The following is an 18,363-nucleotide window of genomic DNA, read 5'->3' as shown; positions in this document are numbered from 1 at the left end:
TTACATTTAGAAACTGCCCCGGCTCCCACTGTATGACGTGCCGCCTTTCGTAACACCGCCATCGCTGCCGCTGTCTTTATCTGATGGTTTTCTTTCTCTTGTTACAGTCGTTCTAATATAAGTGTCGTATTGATCAATCACATCAGACGTACGCTGATCCATATATGTATTTCCATTAACCGTTACTTTGCCGCCTGCATGATAAAGCATGATTGAAACCGCAATTCCCCCGACTGCGATGGCAGCAATCAGCTGAAACCACCATGTAAAGAATATGTTGTCGGGGTTTACTCCCGGTTTTATGCCCATATCTTTATAGGAAAGCTGAATATATGTCTCAAAAGCTTCAAAATAATTTTCATTGGATAAATCAGATGAAATCGTATTTCTGATGCTATTGAGCCTGCTGTTGTCCAAATACTGTTCGGCTTTTTTGAAGCCTGCGATAAACACTTCTCTGTTTGTCATATCAATCGTCAGAATAGCTGTACTGCCTTTTCCGTAACGATCATAAAAATTGCCGGTATAGTCTGCAATATCTTCACCGTTTGTGCTTTTGGTCGTAATAATGATGAAATCAGTGTCTCTCTTTGCACCCAGCTCTGCCGAGAGAGATTCAAGTTTTCCGATCTCCGCTTTTGACAATAGATGAGCGCGATCGTACACATGCTGCTGCGATTCAGAGGCTCTTGCCGCTTCGATACCCAGTAAAGGCATCATGATGAAAACAGCCAGCACAACAAAGATCGCTTTCCCTAAAAATCCCCGCATCAAAATCCGCCTCCCATCATCAATGAGACGAGCTTCAACGCAAGAAATGTCCCGCCTGCTATTCCGCTAAACCATGCCGCCACTTTTCCTCGACTGATCGGCGGCTTTCCGACGACCTTACCTGTTTGCCCGTTCATCGCAAAGATATGCTCCGCTCTTTCATAATCGTAACTGACCATCCAAACAGGAAGCAAAACGTAAAAGCTGTTCACGTTTTTCGTGTGAATCTGTTTGTCCCTCACATTGACTGACGTATATCCGGAAAAAGTAGAATGGATGTATGAATCTATATAACTGCTGATTTTCTCTTTTGCCCTCGGAAAAAGCTCCTCATCGGTATAATTGTACTTTTCCGCAATATAACCGGCCAAATATGCCGTTTGAAATTCCTTCAGCTCTTCGTATGAATAAGGCTCCAATTTGTCCATTAATTCGTCTTTCATTTTTTCAGAGGCATCGACAGGGATTTTCAAATAATCGAGATTGATATCACGAAACGCTTCAAAGTGCTCTGTTTCCGTGCAAATATAATCCCCTTCTTCATATTGATGGACTCTGGTACAGTTTGCTCTCACCTGTACTTCACTATTTAAATCAAACATCCAAAACGGAATATACATGCCGGTGATGCTTTTAATGCGATCGGCAGACATGAAACCTCTTGGTGTCAGAAGGCCTTTTTTGCACCACTTTCGAAATGCCTGCTCCGCTTCTTGTTTACTGATTGTAAATGGAATGACCTTCGCCGGCGCCAAATGTCCTGATAAACGATCGGCAAGTATTGCAGCACCTCCGCAGAAGCTGCACGTCGTTGCTGTCGTTTCAGCTTCCGTGATCAAAACGGCGCCGCAGTTTTCACATTGATATTCTTTTGCTTCATCATCAGAAAACCGTGCCGCAATGTTTTCTTTCGGAAGGCTTTCAATATTGTCCTGTCTTCCGCAGCTGCTGCAGGATAACGAGCCGGTTTCACTGTCAAATGCCATATCACTGCCGCAGTTCGGACACTTATAAGATATTATCATTACCGTTCCCTCTCACATCTTATGATAAAATAACGCCGCAGCCGAAAGCTGCGGCCTCCTATGTATTACTTATCGAGCATCATTTTCGCTTTTAACGCCGCAAGTTCATCATCAACCTGGCTTGAACCGCCAGTGTCATACTTTGCAGTCAGATCAGCCATATCATCCTGCGGAGCGCTGTTCAGTTCAGCCATTGCATTGGCCTGATCAATTGCCTTATTTACTTTGTCCTCCATTCGGCCGAATGCAGACATTGATTGGCTTGTACTTGAAACAGAAGCGCCCAGTTTGTTCATTCTTTCTTGCGTTTTCGCTACTGCCCACTTCGCCTTGATCATATTTTTACGTGCTTCCAGCTCTCCAATGTCAGATACCAATTTGTCATGCATCTTTCTCATCTGTGCGGCATTGGTTGCAGCAATTTGATTGGCCGCCTGCAGCTCAGAAAGCTTTGACTCCAAAGATGTTTTTCTTTCAAGAAATTTTCTCGCATCGCTCTCACTCCCGGCTTGCAGCGCCTTCATTGCATAGCTTTCCATCTTTTCCATATCCGCCTGGCACTCGTGATATTCTCTTTTTGCTCTCTGCTCCTCAGCCATAACAGCTGCTGTTTCTGCCTTAACCTTAGCCAAATCGCTATTCATATTTCTTAAATATTGATCTACCATTTTCTCCGGATTTTCAGCCTTGTCCAATAAAGCATTGATATTCGCAGACATAATATCTTTAAATCTTCCAATGATACTCATTATATCGTTCCTCCTAAAGCTAATTCGTTAACCTTTGTTACATATACTATTTATTATCGTTAAAAGTTTCACTTTTTTAATAAAAAATGACATTTCAAACAAAAAATATACAACTTTTTACCTGAACAAAAATGTAAGCAATAAAAAAAGATGCCCCCAAAAATCCAAAGACTTTCAAGGAACATCTTCAATGATTTACAAAGAAACTTCAATCTCATCCAAGCTCGGCAGTGCATCAATCGCTCCAATTTTAGTGCACACAAGAGCTCCGACCTTATTGGCAAACGCCACAATCTCACGCAGTTTCACAAAATCTGCTTCTACAGATTGAATATGGTCCGTGTTTGCCAATTGATATAAAGCCGCACCGACAAAAGCATCTCCGGCTCCTGTTGAGTCGATTGATGTCACCGGAATGCTTGGAATGATTTCATGATCTTTTCCATTGGAAAGAAGCGTTCCGCTTTTCCCAAGTGTCACAGCGACAATGTTGGCTCCGATCTCATGAAGGATCGCAACACCCTTTTCATGATCCTTCACACCACTTATAATCTCAAGCTCCTCGTCACTGACTTTCACAAAATCACTTACAGCGATCGCTTTTTTCGCAACACTTACAAACTCTGAGACTCTTCCCCTCCATAAATCTTCACGGTAGTTAGGGTCAAACGAAATAAACTGTCCATTGTCTTTCGCAATCGACATCAGCCGTAAATAGGCTGAGCAAAACGGATCCGATAACAGTGTCGTCGCAGAACCGAAATGAAGGATTTTCGCTTCGTTTAGTTTTTCCTGGTCAATATCCTCCAGCGTAAACAAAGCGTCCGCGCCTCTATTAAAAACAAAGTCACGCTCTCCATTTTGTTTTAATGAAACAAAAGCAAGCGTTGTAGGCGCTTTCTTATCCATCACCAGCATAGAGGTATCGACATGTACAGCGTCCAATGTTTGCTTCAGAAAATACCCAAACGGATCCTTTCCTACTTTTCCGCTGAAAGCGGCGTCTCCTCCCAGCTTGGCAATCGCTGCTGACACATTCGCCGGTGCCCCGCCGGCACTTTTCAGGAAATGGCGCCCTTCCATTAAATCAACGTCAACATCGGTACAAAAGAAATCAATCAACAATTCCCCAATACAAACTACAGAATGACTACGCATATTATCACACTCATTTATAAAGTCTAGATTACAGTCTCAGTATATTACTTTCTGCCATAAATACAACATTGAATATTAAAAATTTTACATATATTTATCTCGCAGACCTTTGCTCCAGCTCAGAGATGATGTGTTTATATCTTTTTTCCGTTAAAGGATAGAAGGCGATAAGAATAATAGAAAGCAAAATGAAAAATCCCGGAATCAAAGCATTCATATTTTTAATGGCATTCAATGACGCAACTGTCTGGTCTGTATTCGCCACATACCCGGCGAACCCTAAATAAATGGCCGAAAATGACCCGGCTAATGCAACACCCAGCTTATTAATAAAGCTCATGCTCGAAATCACCACACCATCCGCGCGAATTCCGGTTTTCCATTCCGCATAATCAACACAATCCGCAACCATTCCCCAAGCAAGCGTATTTAAAGGCGTTGTGAAAAATCCTGAAGCGAAAAGCCAAATGAAAATGAGTGGAATTGAAGAATACGGCGTAAAATGCAGGCCGGCATAAGAAATAAGCGATAGAGCTGCCGTGATGATCATGACTTGTTTTCTGCCCCACTTCTCAGAAAAGAAAGGAATAAACAAATTGCTGATCAGCGCTGCTCCGAAAAATAAAACGGTGCCCATAAACACGAACTCTTTATGGTTTACGTTATACGTAAAATAATACACCATCGTGCTGAGCTTAATATTAAACCCGATCGCAAAAGTCAAAAATGATGAAATTAACATAAGCAAGGGTTTGTTTTGGAATAAAACGGATAACGTCTTTTTGATCCCTTGTTTTTTTCTCTTTTTAGGCTGAATCCGCTCCCGGACAGTAAAGAAACTGAATAGATTCAAAACAATGCTGACCGCTGCGTAGATGAGCGCCGTCATTTGAAATCCAAACGCCTGATCCTCTCCTCCGATAGCAGTTGCAAGCGGTGTCGCACAGGAAATGGATAAAAGAATGCCGATATACACCAAAATCATCCGGGTTGTGGTCAGAACCGTCCGTTCCTCCACAGAATTCGTCATCCGCCCCGTTAAGCTGTTCACCGGAATCGTTTGCATACTAAAGGACATCCCAAGCAGAATATAGGTGATATACGCATATACCATATTTCCGGTCTCACCGAAATGAGACGTCGTGAAACATAAGAATGTGAATAGCGCAAAAGGAAATGCCACCCACAGCAAATATGGCCTTGCTTTTCCCCACCTTGTATTTGTTTTATCTAAAATCAGTCCCATTATCGGGTCAAAAATAGCATCCAGCACACGCACAACAAGAAACAAAGTTGCGATCACCGCAGGCTGAATGCCGCCGACGTCTGTATAATAGAATAATAAGTATGCGTTTACAAACTGAAAGATAATATTATACGACATATCGCCGAATCCATAGCCGATTCGTTCAAACCAGGAAAGTCCGGTGCTGGATTTTGACTGACGCTTCACTTTCATTGCCGTTACTTTTTCTGTTTCAATCATATTTCCCACCCCAAGAATCCGTTTTCATTTCCAGTAAACAAGAGGGAGAATACGAAGATCCTCCCTGTTCACTCAGCGATTTGGATACACCATCACTTTTAAACATTCATTCTTAAATTGAAGCGCCCGCTCCATCGCCTCTTGTGTCTGCTCCAGCGAATATTGATCCGTTACTAGATGCTTCGTGTCCACAACGCCGGAAGCGAGAAATTCGATTCCCTTCGGATACGTATTGGCATAACGGAAGATCCCGTAAATATCAATCTCGTTATCCGCAATAAACGGCACATTGAGCGGAATCTCGTTCTGTGAAGGCAAACCGATAATCGCCAATTTTCCGCCCCGGCGCACAGAAGCCAGTGCGGATTGCAATGCCGCTGGATTCCCTGCTGTTTCCCAAGCAACATCAACGCCTCTATCATTTGTGATCGTTTTAATCTCTTCAAGTGCGTCCTGTTCACGTATATTAATAATATGAGTCGCTCCCATTTTTTTCGCAGCCTCTAACCGCAGCGGCTCTAAGTCGGTCGCGATAATTGTGCCTGCCCCAAATGCTTTAGCTGCGGCAACAGCCATTAACCCAACAGGGCCCATCCCCATAATCGCAATCGTTGATCCGGGCTGAAGCTTCGTTCTGGCCGCCGCATGGATGCCGACAGAAAACGGCTCGATCAAAGCAGCATCTTCATAAGAAAGTGAGTCTGGGATTAAAAAAACAAAGTCCTGACGCATTTTAATATATTGGACAAACGCGCCGTCTACCGGCGGTGTAGCCAAAAACTGTACATCCGGGCAAAGATTATAGCGCCCTTCTTTGCACGCTTCACAGCGTCCGCACGTAACACCCGGCTCTACAGCGACGCGGTCTCCCACTTTAAATTGATCGACAGCTGATCCGACAGCGGCAATTTCTCCCGCACATTCATGCCCAAGGATAAATGGTTTTTCCACTACATAGTTGCCTATTCGGCCATTTGTATAGTAATGCAGATCCGATCCGCAAATCCCGACAGCCATCACCTTAATCAACACTTCATCATGATTGATGTCAGGCACAGGCACTGTTTCGATTTTGATCTCTCTTGTGTTGTTCATAACAGCCGCTTTCATGTTCTGAGGTACTGTGTGAGTCATTTGGCAAGTTCCTTTCTTTAGAAAATAAAATGTAAGTGCATACATTTTTGTTTTCTCTGTTACTGCCCCCATTTTATCTGCTTTTCAAGACGTTCAACAGCCTTTCCTGCTGTATAAAAGGACAGCGACACTGTACTTTTATTTTTTCATATACAAAAAACGCTGGATTGATAAAATAGTACTAATAGGAGGTGCAGACTTATGGCTGAACTTGAAAACCGAAAACAATTTGCACAACTGCTGGCACCTGGCGTCAAAACGCTAAAACTTCATCCTGATTATAAAGTCAGAAGGAAAAAGAATGAAAAAACAGGACAGTCTTACATAGATAAAATCGCACTCCAGCTGGGAGTCTCCCCAAACACGATCAAAAGCTGGATCGGACAGATGGGGGCAAACTACATTCCCGGAAGAATCGACGACGGAAAACTGTTCGGAATGATCTGGATCATTCTCGAAAAGACCGACTTGGATATCGAGTGGTTGACCGACTTGCTGGAAGCCACCACTATCCCAGTCATCAAACCCGCATTGCCTGTATGGGCAGCATCCTGTTTGAAAAAAGCGAAAATACTGCGAAAAGACGGATTATTCGGGGCTCCGAGTGAAGGCGAAATTGAAAATGTAGTAAAACGGCTGTTTCATGACAGACCCGGCCATGAAACGAATGCGCTTACAGAACAGCCTATCACTCATAATTTACCCTCACGCTGGTCCGGACGCTTTATCGGACGCAGCTTTGATATGGAAGCGATACGGCAATGGATGCTTTCTCCGTCACCAGTCTGTTTAATCACCGGCTGGGCTGGTATGGGTAAAACCACAATCGCTCTTGAAGCCGCCTATTCCTGTGTCGACGATACTTCAGATTGGCCGGCGTTCAACAGCATCATTTGGGTCAGCGCTGATTGGAAAGGATTGAGCTTTAGCGATTTTTTAAATACGATCGCCTATCAGCTCGGACGCACAGAACAAATCGATAAATCAATCAATGAAAAACGATTCGTCGTCCGCAATGCGTTAGCTAATTACACTAGAGAAAAACCGATACTGCTGATCGTTGACAGCATTGATACTGCAGAACGTGACATTCATGAATTTATCACCAGCCTTCCGCAAGGCGTGAAAGTTCTCCTCACAGCGCGGGAAAACGTAAAGCAAACTTATCGGGAAAGCTTCGGAGAAATGACAGCTATTCAGCTGAGCGGCCTTGACCAAACAGATGCCTTGGATTTTTTTCAGCAAGAAGTGCACCGATGCTTACAAACATGCAACATTCAAAATAAACGGGAAAAGCTGGAGCAGCTGCTACATCTATCATCTGACCTGAAAAACGAATTCATTTCAGCGACTGCCGGAAACCCGAAAGCCATGGCACTCAGCATTGCCTATATGTCAGACGATGACATCCCCGCTCAGCAGCTGATTCATGAGCTTGGAAAAGCAGGCTACTCACTGCTGGAATTGTTTGAATTCCTCTTTGGCCGCACCTGGGATAGATGCAATGAAGATACGCGAAAGCTATGGCAGACGCTTTGCTTTTTCAGCAAGCAGCCTGATGAAAAAAGCCTGGCGGCAGCAGCCGGATTAGACGCCCGCCGTTTTCATTACGCTATGGAACAAATGCGGTCATATGCGCTGATTCAGCCGGAACGAAGCCAAGGCAGGATACAATACTTAGCGCACCAAACCGTTGTCGCTTACGGAGAACAGCACTTGTCCGAACAGCACGAATATGAAAAAGAAGCCCGCAATCGCTGGGCGCACTATTATGTTGATTATGCCGAAACCCATTTAAAGCGGGAACAGCCCAACTCTATCTATTGGAGCTACCTGCTGGGACGGAACTTAGATCAAATGAAACAAGAATGGCCAAACATCTTAAAGGTCATCCAATGGGCAAGTGAAACTGAACAAAAAGAAATCCTAATCGAACTCATCACCCGCATTAGCCATTTTCTAAGCAGAATCAACCTGCCCTTGCGAATCGAATACGGACGCAAAGCCGCCGACGCCGCCCATCAATTAGGCCAACACACACGAGAAGCGTACTTCCGAATCGACACAGCAGGCTGGGCTCTGATGGAAGTCAATGATTTAGACAGGGCCTTACAGCAAATTGAATCCGGGCTGAGGATTCTGGAACAATCAGACGCTCACGATGCCTATGATCTAAAGGTTTGGGGACACGCACTCAAAGCAAGGCTTTTTTTAAAAGACGGGCAACAGGAAAAAGCAGAGACCATTTTAAACGAAATCGAAAATCAACCGATTTCCCCTACCATTCAACACAGAGTTCTATTGGTTCGCGGTGACTTAAGCTTTGCGAGAGGTCATCATGAAGAAGCCATTCAATTATACGAAGCGGCAAATGAAATCAGCTCCACGTACGGCGGCGAAAAAACGATAGAAGCCTATTTCAATCTGGGTGTCGCTTACGTGAAATGTGGTCAATTTGAGAAAGCGGAAGAAGCCTTTGAGCAAATGCTCTATGACAAACATAACGCCAATCAGGTTGAGTTGATCTATTATTTTTACGGGATGGCGCAGCTGTTGTACCGTAAAGGAGAGAAAACGAAAGCGATGGAATCTAATCAGAAGGCGATTCGTTTGATTGATTCGTGGGAGCCTGCGATTGGGATTCGGGGAGAGGTGGAAGAACTGGCAATGGTGATTAAAGAAAACGACTAGTACGCATAATAGTTCTGTCAGCAATCTCACTCAGTTTCTTTATTATAAATAGGAAAGGCCAACTGAAGTTGCAGTTGGCCTTTCGTTTCTTATTAAGGTCTACAAATGTACTGAACCAGGTTTTCTCGTATTTATCCTTTCTCTTATAAAGGAAAGCGTATCATTTGCCAGCTTTTTGCGACAAAGAACAATACCGGAATGACCACAATTGTAGACATATCTTGTGGGTTTCCCCCAGCTTTCCCATAAATAATCTGCATCTTTTAAGTCAATATACTGATCATGTTTAGCAGAAATCAGCAGAATGTTATCTTTATTAACTTTCGGCAAGGCTTGACTAGGATCTGTGATATTCCAATATTTTGTTAAATCTTCATAGGTCACACCATTTTGTTCTAATTCTTCTCTTATGAATTTACCTGGGATCGTGTTCCATATTGAATAAGAAAGGCGATTGGCATAAAAGATTGATACCACTACATCAATTTGGGATTCTAGGGTTGCAATTAGATTAGTAACCCATCCCCCTAAGCTTACCCCCCCTATGATAACAGGGCCTTTTTTATTTGCTTTTATCCAGTGAATTAATGCCCGTAAATCGACAATGGCCTGTCTTGTCGACTCAATTGTACGATCAATATTTGCACTAATCATCAACTCGCCACTATACAGTGAATTTTCTGGTTCTCTTTCAAAATGGTATGGAAGAGAATAATAATACATATTCCAGCCTAAATCGTTCATTATACGTTTATGAAATATTTTTTTGATTCTATCGAACGAATCCATGCGCCAGCCGTGTACAAAGATGACATTGGGTTGATCTATATCATTTTTATTTAAAAAAACCTCCCCTTTTAAAGTATCATTAACAGGATTCCCTGTTTGAATTAAGGATTCATAACGAAATGTTCCAACCCTATAATTTTTTTTAGATTCATTCAAGTCAATTGAAACATCAGCTATATTTGCACTGTAAAATTCCTCTCTATCATCGATATCGGCTGCAATAGCAGCAGAAAAATGTTTATCTTTGCTTCTTTTTCTGTGTAAATCATATAAAGCCAAGCGATCTATCATTTTTGAGAAATGCACTATTAAGTCCTCCTTGGTAATCATAAAAAACTAATATTAGATTTAATAATTGGAATGTCGGTCTCCATAGAGTAGGGATGAATATTATCAAGATGTTGGTGGAAGAACCTAACTACATCGCCAGTGAATTTTTGAGAATCAGATTATTCTGCCGTTCTATATATTTAACATACATCGTCTTAGTAGCTAAAAAGCAGCACAAATAGAAAATTTAAAAGGATTTCTCTTTGACAGTGTTTTGCTTTTAGAAACGTCTAAGAGTGTTGGTGACACTATTTATTTAGATAACTGGGGCTTTTTTATCTTATGAGAGGATACCATCTCCTGTCTGCAATAGGGAGAGAAGTAACAGAGGATTTGCACGAATAATTTTTAAACCCTTTTTATAATCATAACAGAAATGCAGTTTACTGAAGTTACAGTAAGCCGTTTGTCAAAGAAGACGTAAACAGGAATCTGAGCCGGTAGAATTTTGTATTTTGGTCAATTGAATAATTCATATCGGGATTATCAAAACTATTGAAAATCGATATAGAACAGTGCTGAAAAAATCAGACTACGAAAGACAGAAAAAAAGAAGCCTCTCACAAGCTCGGTGAACTCATGAGAAGCCTCGAAAATTTATAAATGGATCAATAGGGCATCAAAAATGAGGTCCATTGCCGACAAACCTTTGTAAATCAAGGTTTTTTTGTCGGTTTTACATCATGCCGCCCATACCGCCCATGCCGCCCATGTCAGGCATTCCGCCGCCAGCGTTTTCTTCTGGCTTGTCAGCGACAACGGCTTCAGTTGTTAAGAACATTGCAGCTACAGACGCAGCGTTTTGAAGAGCTGAGCGTGTAACTTTTGTTGGGTCAACGATACCTTTTTCGATCATGTTTACCCATTCGCCAGTTGCAGCGTTGAAGCCTACGCCGATTTCTTCGTTTTTGAGGCGTTCAACGATGACAGATCCTTCAAGACCCGCATTGTGTGCGATTTGACGGATTGGCTCTTCAAGCGCGCGAAGCACGATGTTGATACCTGTTTGAGCATCGCCTTCAGCTTCAACTGCAGCGACTTTGTTATATACGTTGACAAGCGCTGTACCACCACCGGATACGATGCCTTCTTCAACAGCTGCGCGAGTTGAGTTCAGGGCGTCTTCGATGCGAAGTTTACGCTCTTTCAGCTCAGTTTCAGTCGCAGCGCCGACTTTGATGACAGCTACGCCGCCAGCAAGTTTTGCAAGACGCTCTTGTAATTTTTCTCTGTCGAATTCAGAAGTTGTTTCTTCCACTTGAGCGCGGATTTGAGTCACGCGGGCAGAAATTTTGTCTGTTTCGCCAGCGCCTTCAACGATTGTTGTGTTTTCTTTAGTAACGACAACTTTAGAAGCGCGTCCCAATTGAGCGATTTGAGTAGATTTCAGGTCAAGGCCAAGATCTTCTGTGATGACTTCTCCGCCAGTAAGGACAGCGATGTCTTCAAGCATTGCTTTACGGCGGTCACCGAAGCCAGGAGCTTTAACAGCAACTGCGTTGAATGTGCCGCGAAGTTTGTTCACAACAAGTGTTGCAAGTGCTTCGCCTTCAACGTCTTCAGCGATCAGAAGCAATGGTTTGCCTTGCTGAACAACCTGCTCAAGCACAGGAAGGATTTCTTGAATGTTTGTGATTTTTTTGTCTGTGATTAAGATGTAAGGATTGTCAAGAACCGCTTCCATCTTATCAGAGTCAGTTACCATGTAAGGAGACGCATATCCGCGGTCGAATTGCATACCTTCAACAACTTCAAGCTCAGTTGTGAAGCCTTTAGACTCTTCGATTGTGATAACGCCGTCGTTTCCTACGCGCTCCATTGCTTCAGCGATAAGGCTTCCGACTTCCTCATCAGCAGCAGAGATCGCAGCAACCTGAGCGATAGACTCTTTGCCTTCGATTGGCTTAGAAATTTCTTTTAAGTTTTCGATCGCAACCGCTACAGCTTTTTCCATACCTTTACGCACGCCTACAGGGTTAGCGCCTGCTGTTACGTTTTTAAGGCCTTCACGGATCATTGCTTGCGCAAGAACTGTTGCAGTTGTTGTACCGTCACCGGCAACGTCGTTTGTTTTGCTGGCTACTTCAGCAACAAGCTTCGCACCCATGTTTTCAAACGCGTCTTCTAGCTCGATTTCTTTAGCGATTGTTACACCGTCATTTGTGATTAACGGAGAACCGAATTTTTTCTCTAGAACCACGTTGCGTCCTTTTGGTCCTAAAGTTACTTTAACAGCATCAGCAAGTGCATCGACACCGCGAAGCATTGCGCGGCGAGCTTCTTCACTAAACTTAATTTCTTTTGCCATGTTTACAAGACCTCCTCAAATGTTTTAAGTATTGTTTATTTAAGAATTAGCCGATAACAGCTAAAATGTCGCTTTCACGTAAGATTAAGTATTCAGTACCTTCATATTTCACTTCAGTACCTGCGTATTTTGAGAAGATAATGCGGTCGCCCTCTTTTACTTCTAAAGCAACGCGCTCTCCGCTTTCTAACACGCGACCTGAACCAGCTGCCACGATTTTGCCTTCTTGCGGTTTTTCTTTTGCAGAATCCGGCAACACAATTCCGCTGGCAGTTTTTTCTTCAGATTCTACGAGTTCAATGACAACGCGATCACCTAATGGCTTTAACAATGTAATAACCTCCTCAATAGTATGAATATGTAATTTTAGCACTCAGCACTAAAGAGTGCTAACACAATTCTTATAATAAAGAATCTCCCTTCCAATTTCAAGTGATAAGACAAAAAATTTTTCACGCTTACATCATTCTTTTCCGCTCCCTTTTCCGTTAGCTTTTTCACCCCCGTACCGATTATGTTACAATAGCTGTAGATGAACGAAACCCACTTAACAAAGGAGTACATACCATTTGAGAAAACAGTATTGGTTTATTATTTTGACATATATCATCATGCAGTTTTCCGCATTAATCGCGATTCCCTTGTTATTTAAATTCGGTTATGCCGGAGGACAGCCTACAAATGAAAATATGCTGCATGCACAAGGATTATGGTCCGTCATCAGCTTTATCGCCTGTCTCCTTATTGTTCTGCTCATTCTGAGAACCGTTCCGAAAGAAACGCTGCGAAACGGACAGAAGGACTCAATCGGACTTTCTATCCTTTGGGCGATAGCCGGTTTTTTCATTGCCCTTTTCTCTCAAGGAATAGCAGGCTCTATTGAATATTATGTTTTTGGCATCGGAAGAGAATCAGAAAATACACAAGCGATTCTGAATGTCATTCAGGCAGTCCCGCTCATGATTATCGTTTCTTCCATCGTCGGGCCTATATTAGAAGAAATCATCTTCAGAAAAATCATTTTCGGCGCGCTGTACGAAAAAACGAATTTCTTTTTTGCAGGACTGATCAGCTCGGTTATCTTCGGTATTGTTCACGCTGATTTGAAGCATCTCCTTCTATATACAGCAATGGGCTTTACATTTGCATTTTTATATGCGAGAACAAAACGGATATGGGTGCCGATTTTCGCCCATTTAATGATGAATACATTCGTCGTCATCATGCAGCTTGAGCCTGTTCGGAATTACCTTGAACAGCAGAGCACACAAATGCAATTGATTATTGGAGGATTATTTTTATGAGAAACCCGGTAGTTTGGGGAATGATCTACTTTGCCGTAGGGTGCATCTTTACTTATCTTGCCGCAAGCTCGCCAGGCAGCATGTGGTCATTTTACTCCATCCTGCTGATGGTGTTCGCCGCTTACAACATCAGCATTTCTTTTAAGATGTTCGCCTTTTCATTTAAAATCAAAAAGAACCAAAAATAAAGAAAATCCATTTCTGAATGAGAAATGGATTCAAATTAAATCCTAAAACGGCTTTCGTTTTAGGATTTTGTCATTTTCAGCGTGATTGAAAACCCTTGAAGTCTAGGAAAGGCGAGCATTGGAGCGGAGCGAATGTTTTCATTCGTGAGCACCAACGCACAGACTTGACAACGAATGCGGGGGTTTGTCAACACGCTGAATCCATTTCTCGCATGAGAAATGGATTTTTTATTATTGCCCAGAAGACACGTCCCGATCGGCAGCACTGCTTTTCTGCGCTTTCCGATAAGCGGCCTTCGATATCAGAATACTGATTTCATATAAAATCAAAAGCGGGACTGTGACCATCATATGGGACAGAAGCTCAGGCGGTGTAATCAGGGCTGCGATCACCAGCAGCGTAAAATACGCATACTTTCTGATTTTCGCCAAGAACATCGGTGTCACAATTCCGAGCCTGGTCAAAAACATGAGGATGACCGGCATTTGGAACAGCAGTCCAAACGGAATCGTCAGCTGCAGAAGAAAATGAAAATATTCATTAATTCCGATCACCTGATTGACATTCAAGTCCTGAGAGATCCGCTTCATAAAATCAACAACAAAAGGAAATAAAATATAATATGAAAAAGATAAGCCCGCTAAAAACAGCAAAATAGAGATCGGAATGTAGCTGAGCGTTACTTTGCGCTCTTTCTCATAGAGACCCGGGCTCACAAAAGCCCAAAGCTGATAAAGAATAACCGGCGAGGTCAGGACTATGCCGATGATAAACGCAAACTGCATAAACACATAAAGCGGGTCTGTCAGGTTAAACGCGTTAAGCGTAAGCTGCTTCGCTTCATCTGTTTCTTGCAGATACACAATAATCGGCTTTGCTAAGAAAAATCCAGCAATAAAGAAAACGACAAACGCCAGCGCTACAATCAGCAACCGTTTTCGAAGCTCAGCAATATGCTCCAGCAGCGACATTTGATTCACTTTCATTCGTGTCATCCTAACTTACTGATCTTCTTTCTTTTTTTCCTCTTCATCACTCGTTAATCCTTTTGTAGCGTTTTTGAATTCACGAAGTGTGTCTCCCGCTGCTTTCCCCAATTCAGGCAGCTTTTTGGGACCGAAGATAATCAGAGCAACGATTGCGATAACAGCAAGGCTTCCAGGACCGATCGGCATATTTGGGCTCCTCCTTTCCCTCTATTCGATTTCCTCTAAAACTGAGTAATGCTTCAAAAAATAAACCAGTGACTGAAGCTCAACTGCTAAATCTATATGATGAATTCGAATGTGTTCCGGCACATTCAAACGGGCCGGCGTAAAATTAAGGATTCCCTTGATTCCTAATGCGACCAATCTGTCTGTAATGGATTGAGCGGCAACTGCTGGCACTGTAAGAATGGCAACTGATTCATCTTTTACGTGTTGTTCAAGGTCATCAAGGTTATAGACGGGCACGCCGCCTACCTCAGTTCCTATTTTACTCTCATTTATATCAAAAGCCATAGAAATTTTTGTGTTATTATTTTTTGTGAAATTATAGTGAAGAAATGCCGTTCCCAAGTTCCCGACACCAATCAAGATGACGTCTGTCATCTCATCCTGATCAAGCGTTTTTCGGAAAAAAGACAGCAAATAATCCACATTATATCCGTATCCTTTTTTGCCAAGAGCTCCAAAATAGGAAAAATCCCTCCGAATCGTGGCAGAATCAACCTTTACGGCATCACTGAGTTCAGCGGATGATACACGCTGTTTTCCTGACGCATGCAGATTCTTTAAAAAGCGATAGTAAAGCGGCAGCCGTTTCGCCGTCGCCTGCGGAATTTTTGATTGATCCTTATTCATTTTTGGTCCTCCAAATTATACTCGGATAGTTCTCTTTTAAAGTCACCGTTTTTCCCGCCTGTCTTCTCCAGCAAGAAAGTAGGGCCGATGACCATCCCCTTATCAAGGGCCTTGCACATATCGTAAACGGTAAGAGCGCACACCGATGCAGAAGTGAGCGCTTCCATTTCCACACCTGTACTCCCTTTCGTTTTGACCTGTGCTTTTATATGAAGTATAACTTCTGCTTCTTTTATTTTCCAGTCAAACGATATATCTACCCCGCTCAATGAAAGCGGATGGCACATCGGAATGATATTCGACGTTTGCTTTGCGGCCATAATGCCTGCCACCTGTGCGACAGCCAGTACATCTCCTTTGCCGATATCGTGACTCTGTATTTTCTCGTACACCTCATTCTTCATGTGTACGCTTGAAACAGCCGCCGCAGTACGGACAGTCGAAGATTTTTCGCTGATATCCACCATCTGGGCTCTGCCCTGTTCATTAAAATGAGAAAATCCATTCATATTAAAACGCTCCTTAAACAGATCATACACTATTTTCTTCTCTATGTCTTATATGGCCAATGTATTGTTTGCTGACTTCTGGTTCATAAGCTACACTTAACTTATTATAGCAGAGGTGAAATAATATGATGATCTTACAAATTAATCAGCTGTCCAAATCGTTTGGTGCTGATACTATTTTAAACAATATAAAGCTGGAAGTCAGAAATCGTGATCGCATCGCCATTGTAGGAAGAAATGGCGCCGGAAAATCCACGCTCCTTAAAATTATCGCAGGCCAGCTTTCGTATGAAAAGGGCGAAATTATTAAACCAAAAGATATTACAATGGGATATCTCGCCCAGCATACTGGCTTGGATTCTAAGCTTACCATAAAAGAAGAGCTGCTGACTGTTTTTGACCACTTAAAAGCAATGGAAAAGGAAATGCGGGCTATGGAAGAAAAAATGGCGGCAGCTGACCCGGGTGAATTAGAAAGCATCATGAAAACCTACGACCGTCTTCAGCAGGAATTCAAAGATAAGGGCGGTTATCAATATGAAGCGGATGTTAGATCTGTGCTGCATGGTCTCGGCTTCAGCCATTTTGACGATTCTACACAGGTTCAAAGCCTCAGCGGAGGCCAGAAAACAAGACTGGCTTTAGGTAAGCTTCTGTTAACACAGCCTGATTTGCTCATTCTCGATGAGCCGACAAACCATCTGGATATTGATACGCTTACCTGGCTTGAGCATTATTTGCAAGGCTATTCAGGCGCCATCCTCATCGTTTCGCATGACCGCTACTTTTTGGACAAAGTAGTAAACCAGGTATACGAGGTATCAAGAGCAGAAAGCAAAAAGTATCACGGCAACTACAGCGCTTATCTCGACCAAAAAGCCGCGCAGTATGACAAAGATCTTAAAATGTATGAAAAGCAGCAGGACGAGATTGCAAAGCTGCAGGATTTCGTAGACCGAAACCTGGCGAGAGCCTCTACCACCAAAAGGGCACAAAGCCGCAGAAAGCAGCTTGAGCGAATGGAAGTCATGTCAAAACCGCTTGGCGATGAAAAATCGGCAAACTTTCATTTTGATATTACAAAACAGAGCGGAAATGAAGTCCTTCGTGTTCAGGATCTCACAATCAGCTATGAAAACCAGCCGCCGCTTTTAACAGAAGTGTCATTCATGCTCACAAGAGGAGAAAGCGCAGCGCTTGTCGGCCCTAACGGAATTGGTAAATCGACATTACTGAAAACATTGATAGACACCCTAAAACCAGATCAAGGAACGATCTCATACGGCTCAAATGTCAGTGTCGGCTATTATGATCAGGAACAGGCTGAGCTGACTTCCTCTAAACGTGTCCTTGATGAGCTGTGGGACGAGTACCCCGGGCTCCCAGAAAAAGAAATCAGAACGTGTCTCGGAAATTTCTTATTCTCCGGAGATGATGTGCTGAAACCAGTTCATTCACTGAGCGGAGGCGAAAAAGCAAGATTGGCTCTAGCTAAGCTGATGCTTCAAAAAGCCAACTTTCTCATCCTTGATGAACCGACGAACCATCTGGATTTAGACAGCAAAGAAGTTCTCGAAAACGCGCTGATTGATTATCCAGGCACACTGTTATTTGTCTCACATGACAGATATTTTATTAACAGAATCGCCACAAGAGTATTGGAGCTTTCTTCAAGCCATATAGAGGAGTATCTGGGAGATTACGATTATTATACAGAGAAAAAAACAGAGCAGCTTGAATTGGAGAAAATAAATCAGCAAGAGGAAACTGAAAAAACGCCAGCTACAGTGAAAACTGACTCCAAACGTTCCTACGAGGAAGAAAAAGAATGGAAAAAGAAAGAGCGCCAACGACTCCGTCGGATTGAAGAAATTGAAACCACTGTTCAAACCATTGAAGAGAACATCAGCCGCAATGATGAATTACTATGTGACCCTGAAGTCTATCAGGACCATGAAAAAGTACAAGCTATCCATGCAGACAATGAGAAGCTTAATCAGGAGCTGGAATCTCTTTTGTCCGAATGGGAAGAACTATCCACAGAAGAAGATTAAAAAAGTCAAGCACCTCTTTTTA

17 protein-coding genes and 1 pseudogene are annotated in these 18,363 nt (G+C 42.8%); 4 read left to right on the top strand and 14 right to left on the bottom strand.

The window, feature by feature from the left end; translation table 11 throughout:
• Positions 1 to 6: 6 nt before the first annotated feature.
• From AC0OMU_RS10775 to gutB, 6 genes are all read right to left on the bottom strand, one after another.
• Complete coding sequence (locus AC0OMU_RS10775) at positions 7 to 771, bottom strand: TPM domain-containing protein (RefSeq protein ID WP_015382976.1); 765 nt, start codon at positions 769 to 771, stop codon at positions 7 to 9.
• Positions 771 to 1,796 carry a TFIIB-type zinc ribbon-containing protein gene (locus AC0OMU_RS10770; RefSeq protein WP_015482888.1) on the bottom strand — a complete coding sequence of 342 codons (1,026 nt, stop codon included), beginning with the start codon at positions 1,794 to 1,796 and terminating at the stop codon, positions 771 to 773. The genes AC0OMU_RS10775 and AC0OMU_RS10770 overlap by 1 nt, the downstream gene beginning before the upstream one ends.
• Before the next feature lie 65 nt (positions 1,797 to 1,861).
• Entirely contained in the window at positions 1,862 to 2,545 is a 684-nt protein-coding gene (locus tag AC0OMU_RS10765) for a PspA/IM30 family protein (protein WP_015382974.1), read from the bottom strand.
• A gap of 195 nt (positions 2,546 to 2,740) precedes the next feature.
• Positions 2,741 to 3,703, bottom strand: a complete 963-nt coding sequence (locus AC0OMU_RS10760) for a carbohydrate kinase family protein (RefSeq protein ID WP_474241172.1) — start codon at positions 3,701 to 3,703, stop codon at positions 2,741 to 2,743.
• Between the two features lie 94 nt (positions 3,704 to 3,797).
• On the bottom strand, positions 3,798 to 5,189 hold the full coding sequence (locus tag AC0OMU_RS10755) for an MFS transporter (protein WP_474241171.1): 1,392 nt from the start codon (positions 5,187 to 5,189) through the stop codon (positions 3,798 to 3,800).
• A 72-nt stretch (positions 5,190 to 5,261) separates the two neighbouring features.
• A complete protein-coding gene (gene gutB, locus AC0OMU_RS10750; protein WP_047183537.1) occupies positions 5,262 to 6,323 on the bottom strand; it encodes a sorbitol dehydrogenase in 1,062 nt (353 codons plus the stop codon).
• 201 nt (positions 6,324 to 6,524) lie between these two features.
• Here gutB and gutR point away from each other — a divergent pair, with 201 nt between their 5' ends.
• Complete coding sequence (gene gutR, locus AC0OMU_RS10745) at positions 6,525 to 9,014, top strand: glucitol operon transcriptional regulator GutR (RefSeq protein ID WP_474241170.1); 2,490 nt, start codon at positions 6,525 to 6,527, stop codon at positions 9,012 to 9,014.
• Positions 9,015 to 9,113: 99 nt separating this feature from the next.
• Here the strand turns inward: gutR and AC0OMU_RS10740 are convergent, their stop codons facing one another.
• The 4 genes and pseudogenes from AC0OMU_RS10740 to groES form a co-directional block, all read right to left on the bottom strand.
• The gene (locus tag AC0OMU_RS10740; RefSeq protein ID WP_236822451.1) at positions 9,114 to 9,737 is read right to left on the bottom strand and encodes an alpha/beta hydrolase family protein; all 624 of its coding nucleotides are present in this window, start codon (positions 9,735 to 9,737) and stop codon (positions 9,114 to 9,116) included.
• Between the two features lie 210 nt (positions 9,738 to 9,947).
• Positions 9,948 to 10,252 (bottom strand): annotated as a pseudogene (locus tag AC0OMU_RS10735) (abhydrolase domain-containing 18); the annotation flags it as partial.
• Between the two features lie 557 nt (positions 10,253 to 10,809).
• Positions 10,810 to 12,441 carry a chaperonin GroEL gene (groL, locus tag AC0OMU_RS10730; protein ID WP_015382926.1) on the bottom strand — a complete coding sequence of 544 codons (1,632 nt, stop codon included), beginning with the start codon at positions 12,439 to 12,441 and terminating at the stop codon, positions 10,810 to 10,812.
• Positions 12,442 to 12,487: 46 nt separating this feature from the next.
• The gene (gene groES / locus AC0OMU_RS10725; RefSeq protein ID WP_003155970.1) at positions 12,488 to 12,772 is read right to left on the bottom strand and encodes a co-chaperone GroES; all 285 of its coding nucleotides are present in this window, start codon (positions 12,770 to 12,772) and stop codon (positions 12,488 to 12,490) included.
• A 238-nt stretch (positions 12,773 to 13,010) separates the two neighbouring features.
• Here groES and AC0OMU_RS10720 point away from each other — a divergent pair, with 238 nt between their 5' ends.
• Positions 13,011 to 13,745 carry a lysostaphin resistance A-like protein gene (locus AC0OMU_RS10720; RefSeq protein WP_474241169.1) on the top strand — a complete coding sequence of 245 codons (735 nt, stop codon included), beginning with the start codon at positions 13,011 to 13,013 and terminating at the stop codon, positions 13,743 to 13,745.
• The gene (locus AC0OMU_RS10715; RefSeq protein ID WP_003225680.1) at positions 13,742 to 13,933 is read left to right on the top strand and encodes a YdiK family protein; all 192 of its coding nucleotides are present in this window, start codon (positions 13,742 to 13,744) and stop codon (positions 13,931 to 13,933) included. The genes AC0OMU_RS10720 and AC0OMU_RS10715 overlap by 4 nt, the downstream gene beginning before the upstream one ends.
• Positions 13,934 to 14,164: 231 nt before the next feature.
• On the opposite strand, the gene tatC is transcribed toward AC0OMU_RS10715, so the two are convergent.
• Genes tatC through moaC form a run of 4 tightly spaced genes read right to left on the bottom strand, consistent with a single transcriptional unit; the run spans position 14,165 to position 16,287 of the window.
• Entirely contained in the window at positions 14,165 to 14,929 is a 765-nt protein-coding gene (gene tatC, locus AC0OMU_RS10710) for a twin-arginine translocase subunit TatC (protein WP_072174264.1), read from the bottom strand.
• 6 nt (positions 14,930 to 14,935) lie between these two features.
• Positions 14,936 to 15,109, bottom strand: a complete 174-nt coding sequence (gene tatAY / locus AC0OMU_RS10705) for a sec-independent protein translocase protein TatAY (protein WP_003234072.1) — start codon at positions 15,107 to 15,109, stop codon at positions 14,936 to 14,938.
• 21 nt (positions 15,110 to 15,130) lie between these two features.
• Complete coding sequence (locus tag AC0OMU_RS10700) at positions 15,131 to 15,778, bottom strand: redox-sensing transcriptional repressor Rex (RefSeq protein ID WP_003234073.1); 648 nt, start codon at positions 15,776 to 15,778, stop codon at positions 15,131 to 15,133.
• Positions 15,775 to 16,287 (bottom strand): cyclic pyranopterin monophosphate synthase MoaC, encoded by a 513-nt coding sequence (moaC, locus tag AC0OMU_RS10695; RefSeq protein ID WP_003243499.1) that lies wholly within the window; start codon positions 16,285 to 16,287, stop codon positions 15,775 to 15,777. The genes AC0OMU_RS10700 and moaC overlap by 4 nt, the downstream gene beginning before the upstream one ends.
• Positions 16,288 to 16,412: 125 nt before the next feature.
• On the opposite strand from moaC, the gene AC0OMU_RS10690 reads away from it, so the two are divergent.
• Positions 16,413 to 18,341: an ABC-F family ATP-binding cassette domain-containing protein gene (locus AC0OMU_RS10690; RefSeq protein ID WP_181218396.1), complete on the top strand. Its 1,929-nt coding sequence runs from the start codon at positions 16,413 to 16,415 to the stop codon at positions 18,339 to 18,341.
• Positions 18,342 to 18,363 lie beyond the last annotated feature (22 nt).

This window comes from Bacillus sp. FAU18 (genome assembly GCF_056033885.1).
The sequence above is the reverse complement of the archived record's forward strand: the minus strand, read 5'-3'. Positions and strand labels throughout refer to the sequence as shown.

Bases quoted from the DNA above. Each gene is read 5' to 3' on its own strand.
- tatC (WP_072174264.1), bottom strand. From the start codon at position 14,929: ATGACACGAATGAAAGTGAATCAAATGTCGCTGCTGGAGCATATTGCT.
- tatAY (WP_003234072.1), bottom strand. From the start codon at position 15,109: ATGCCGATCGGTCCTGGAAGCCTTGCTGTTATCGCAATCGTTGCTCTG.
- AC0OMU_RS10755 (WP_474241171.1), bottom strand. From the start codon at position 5,189: ATGATTGAAACAGAAAAAGTAACGGCAATGAAAGTGAAGCGTCAGTCA.
- AC0OMU_RS10715 (WP_003225680.1), top strand. From the start codon at position 13,742: ATGAGAAACCCGGTAGTTTGGGGAATGATCTACTTTGCCGTAGGGTGC.
- moaC (WP_003243499.1), bottom strand. From the start codon at position 16,287: ATGAATGGATTTTCTCATTTTAATGAACAGGGCAGAGCCCAGATGGTG.
- AC0OMU_RS10775 (WP_015382976.1), bottom strand. From the start codon at position 771: ATGCGGGGATTTTTAGGGAAAGCGATCTTTGTTGTGCTGGCTGTTTTC.
- AC0OMU_RS10740 (WP_236822451.1), bottom strand. From the start codon at position 9,737: ATGTATTATTATTCTCTTCCATACCATTTTGAAAGAGAACCAGAAAAT.
- AC0OMU_RS10690 (WP_181218396.1), top strand. From the start codon at position 16,413: ATGATGATCTTACAAATTAATCAGCTGTCCAAATCGTTTGGTGCTGAT.
- AC0OMU_RS10765 (WP_015382974.1), bottom strand. From the start codon at position 2,545: ATGAGTATCATTGGAAGATTTAAAGATATTATGTCTGCGAATATCAAT.
- gutR (WP_474241170.1), top strand. From the start codon at position 6,525: ATGGCTGAACTTGAAAACCGAAAACAATTTGCACAACTGCTGGCACCT.
- AC0OMU_RS10760 (WP_474241172.1), bottom strand. From the start codon at position 3,703: ATGCGTAGTCATTCTGTAGTTTGTATTGGGGAATTGTTGATTGATTTC.
- AC0OMU_RS10700 (WP_003234073.1), bottom strand. From the start codon at position 15,778: ATGAATAAGGATCAATCAAAAATTCCGCAGGCGACGGCGAAACGGCTG.
- groL (WP_015382926.1), bottom strand. From the start codon at position 12,441: ATGGCAAAAGAAATTAAGTTTAGTGAAGAAGCTCGCCGCGCAATGCTT.
- AC0OMU_RS10770 (WP_015482888.1), bottom strand. From the start codon at position 1,796: ATGATAATATCTTATAAGTGTCCGAACTGCGGCAGTGATATGGCATTT.
- gutB (WP_047183537.1), bottom strand. From the start codon at position 6,323: ATGACTCACACAGTACCTCAGAACATGAAAGCGGCTGTTATGAACAAC.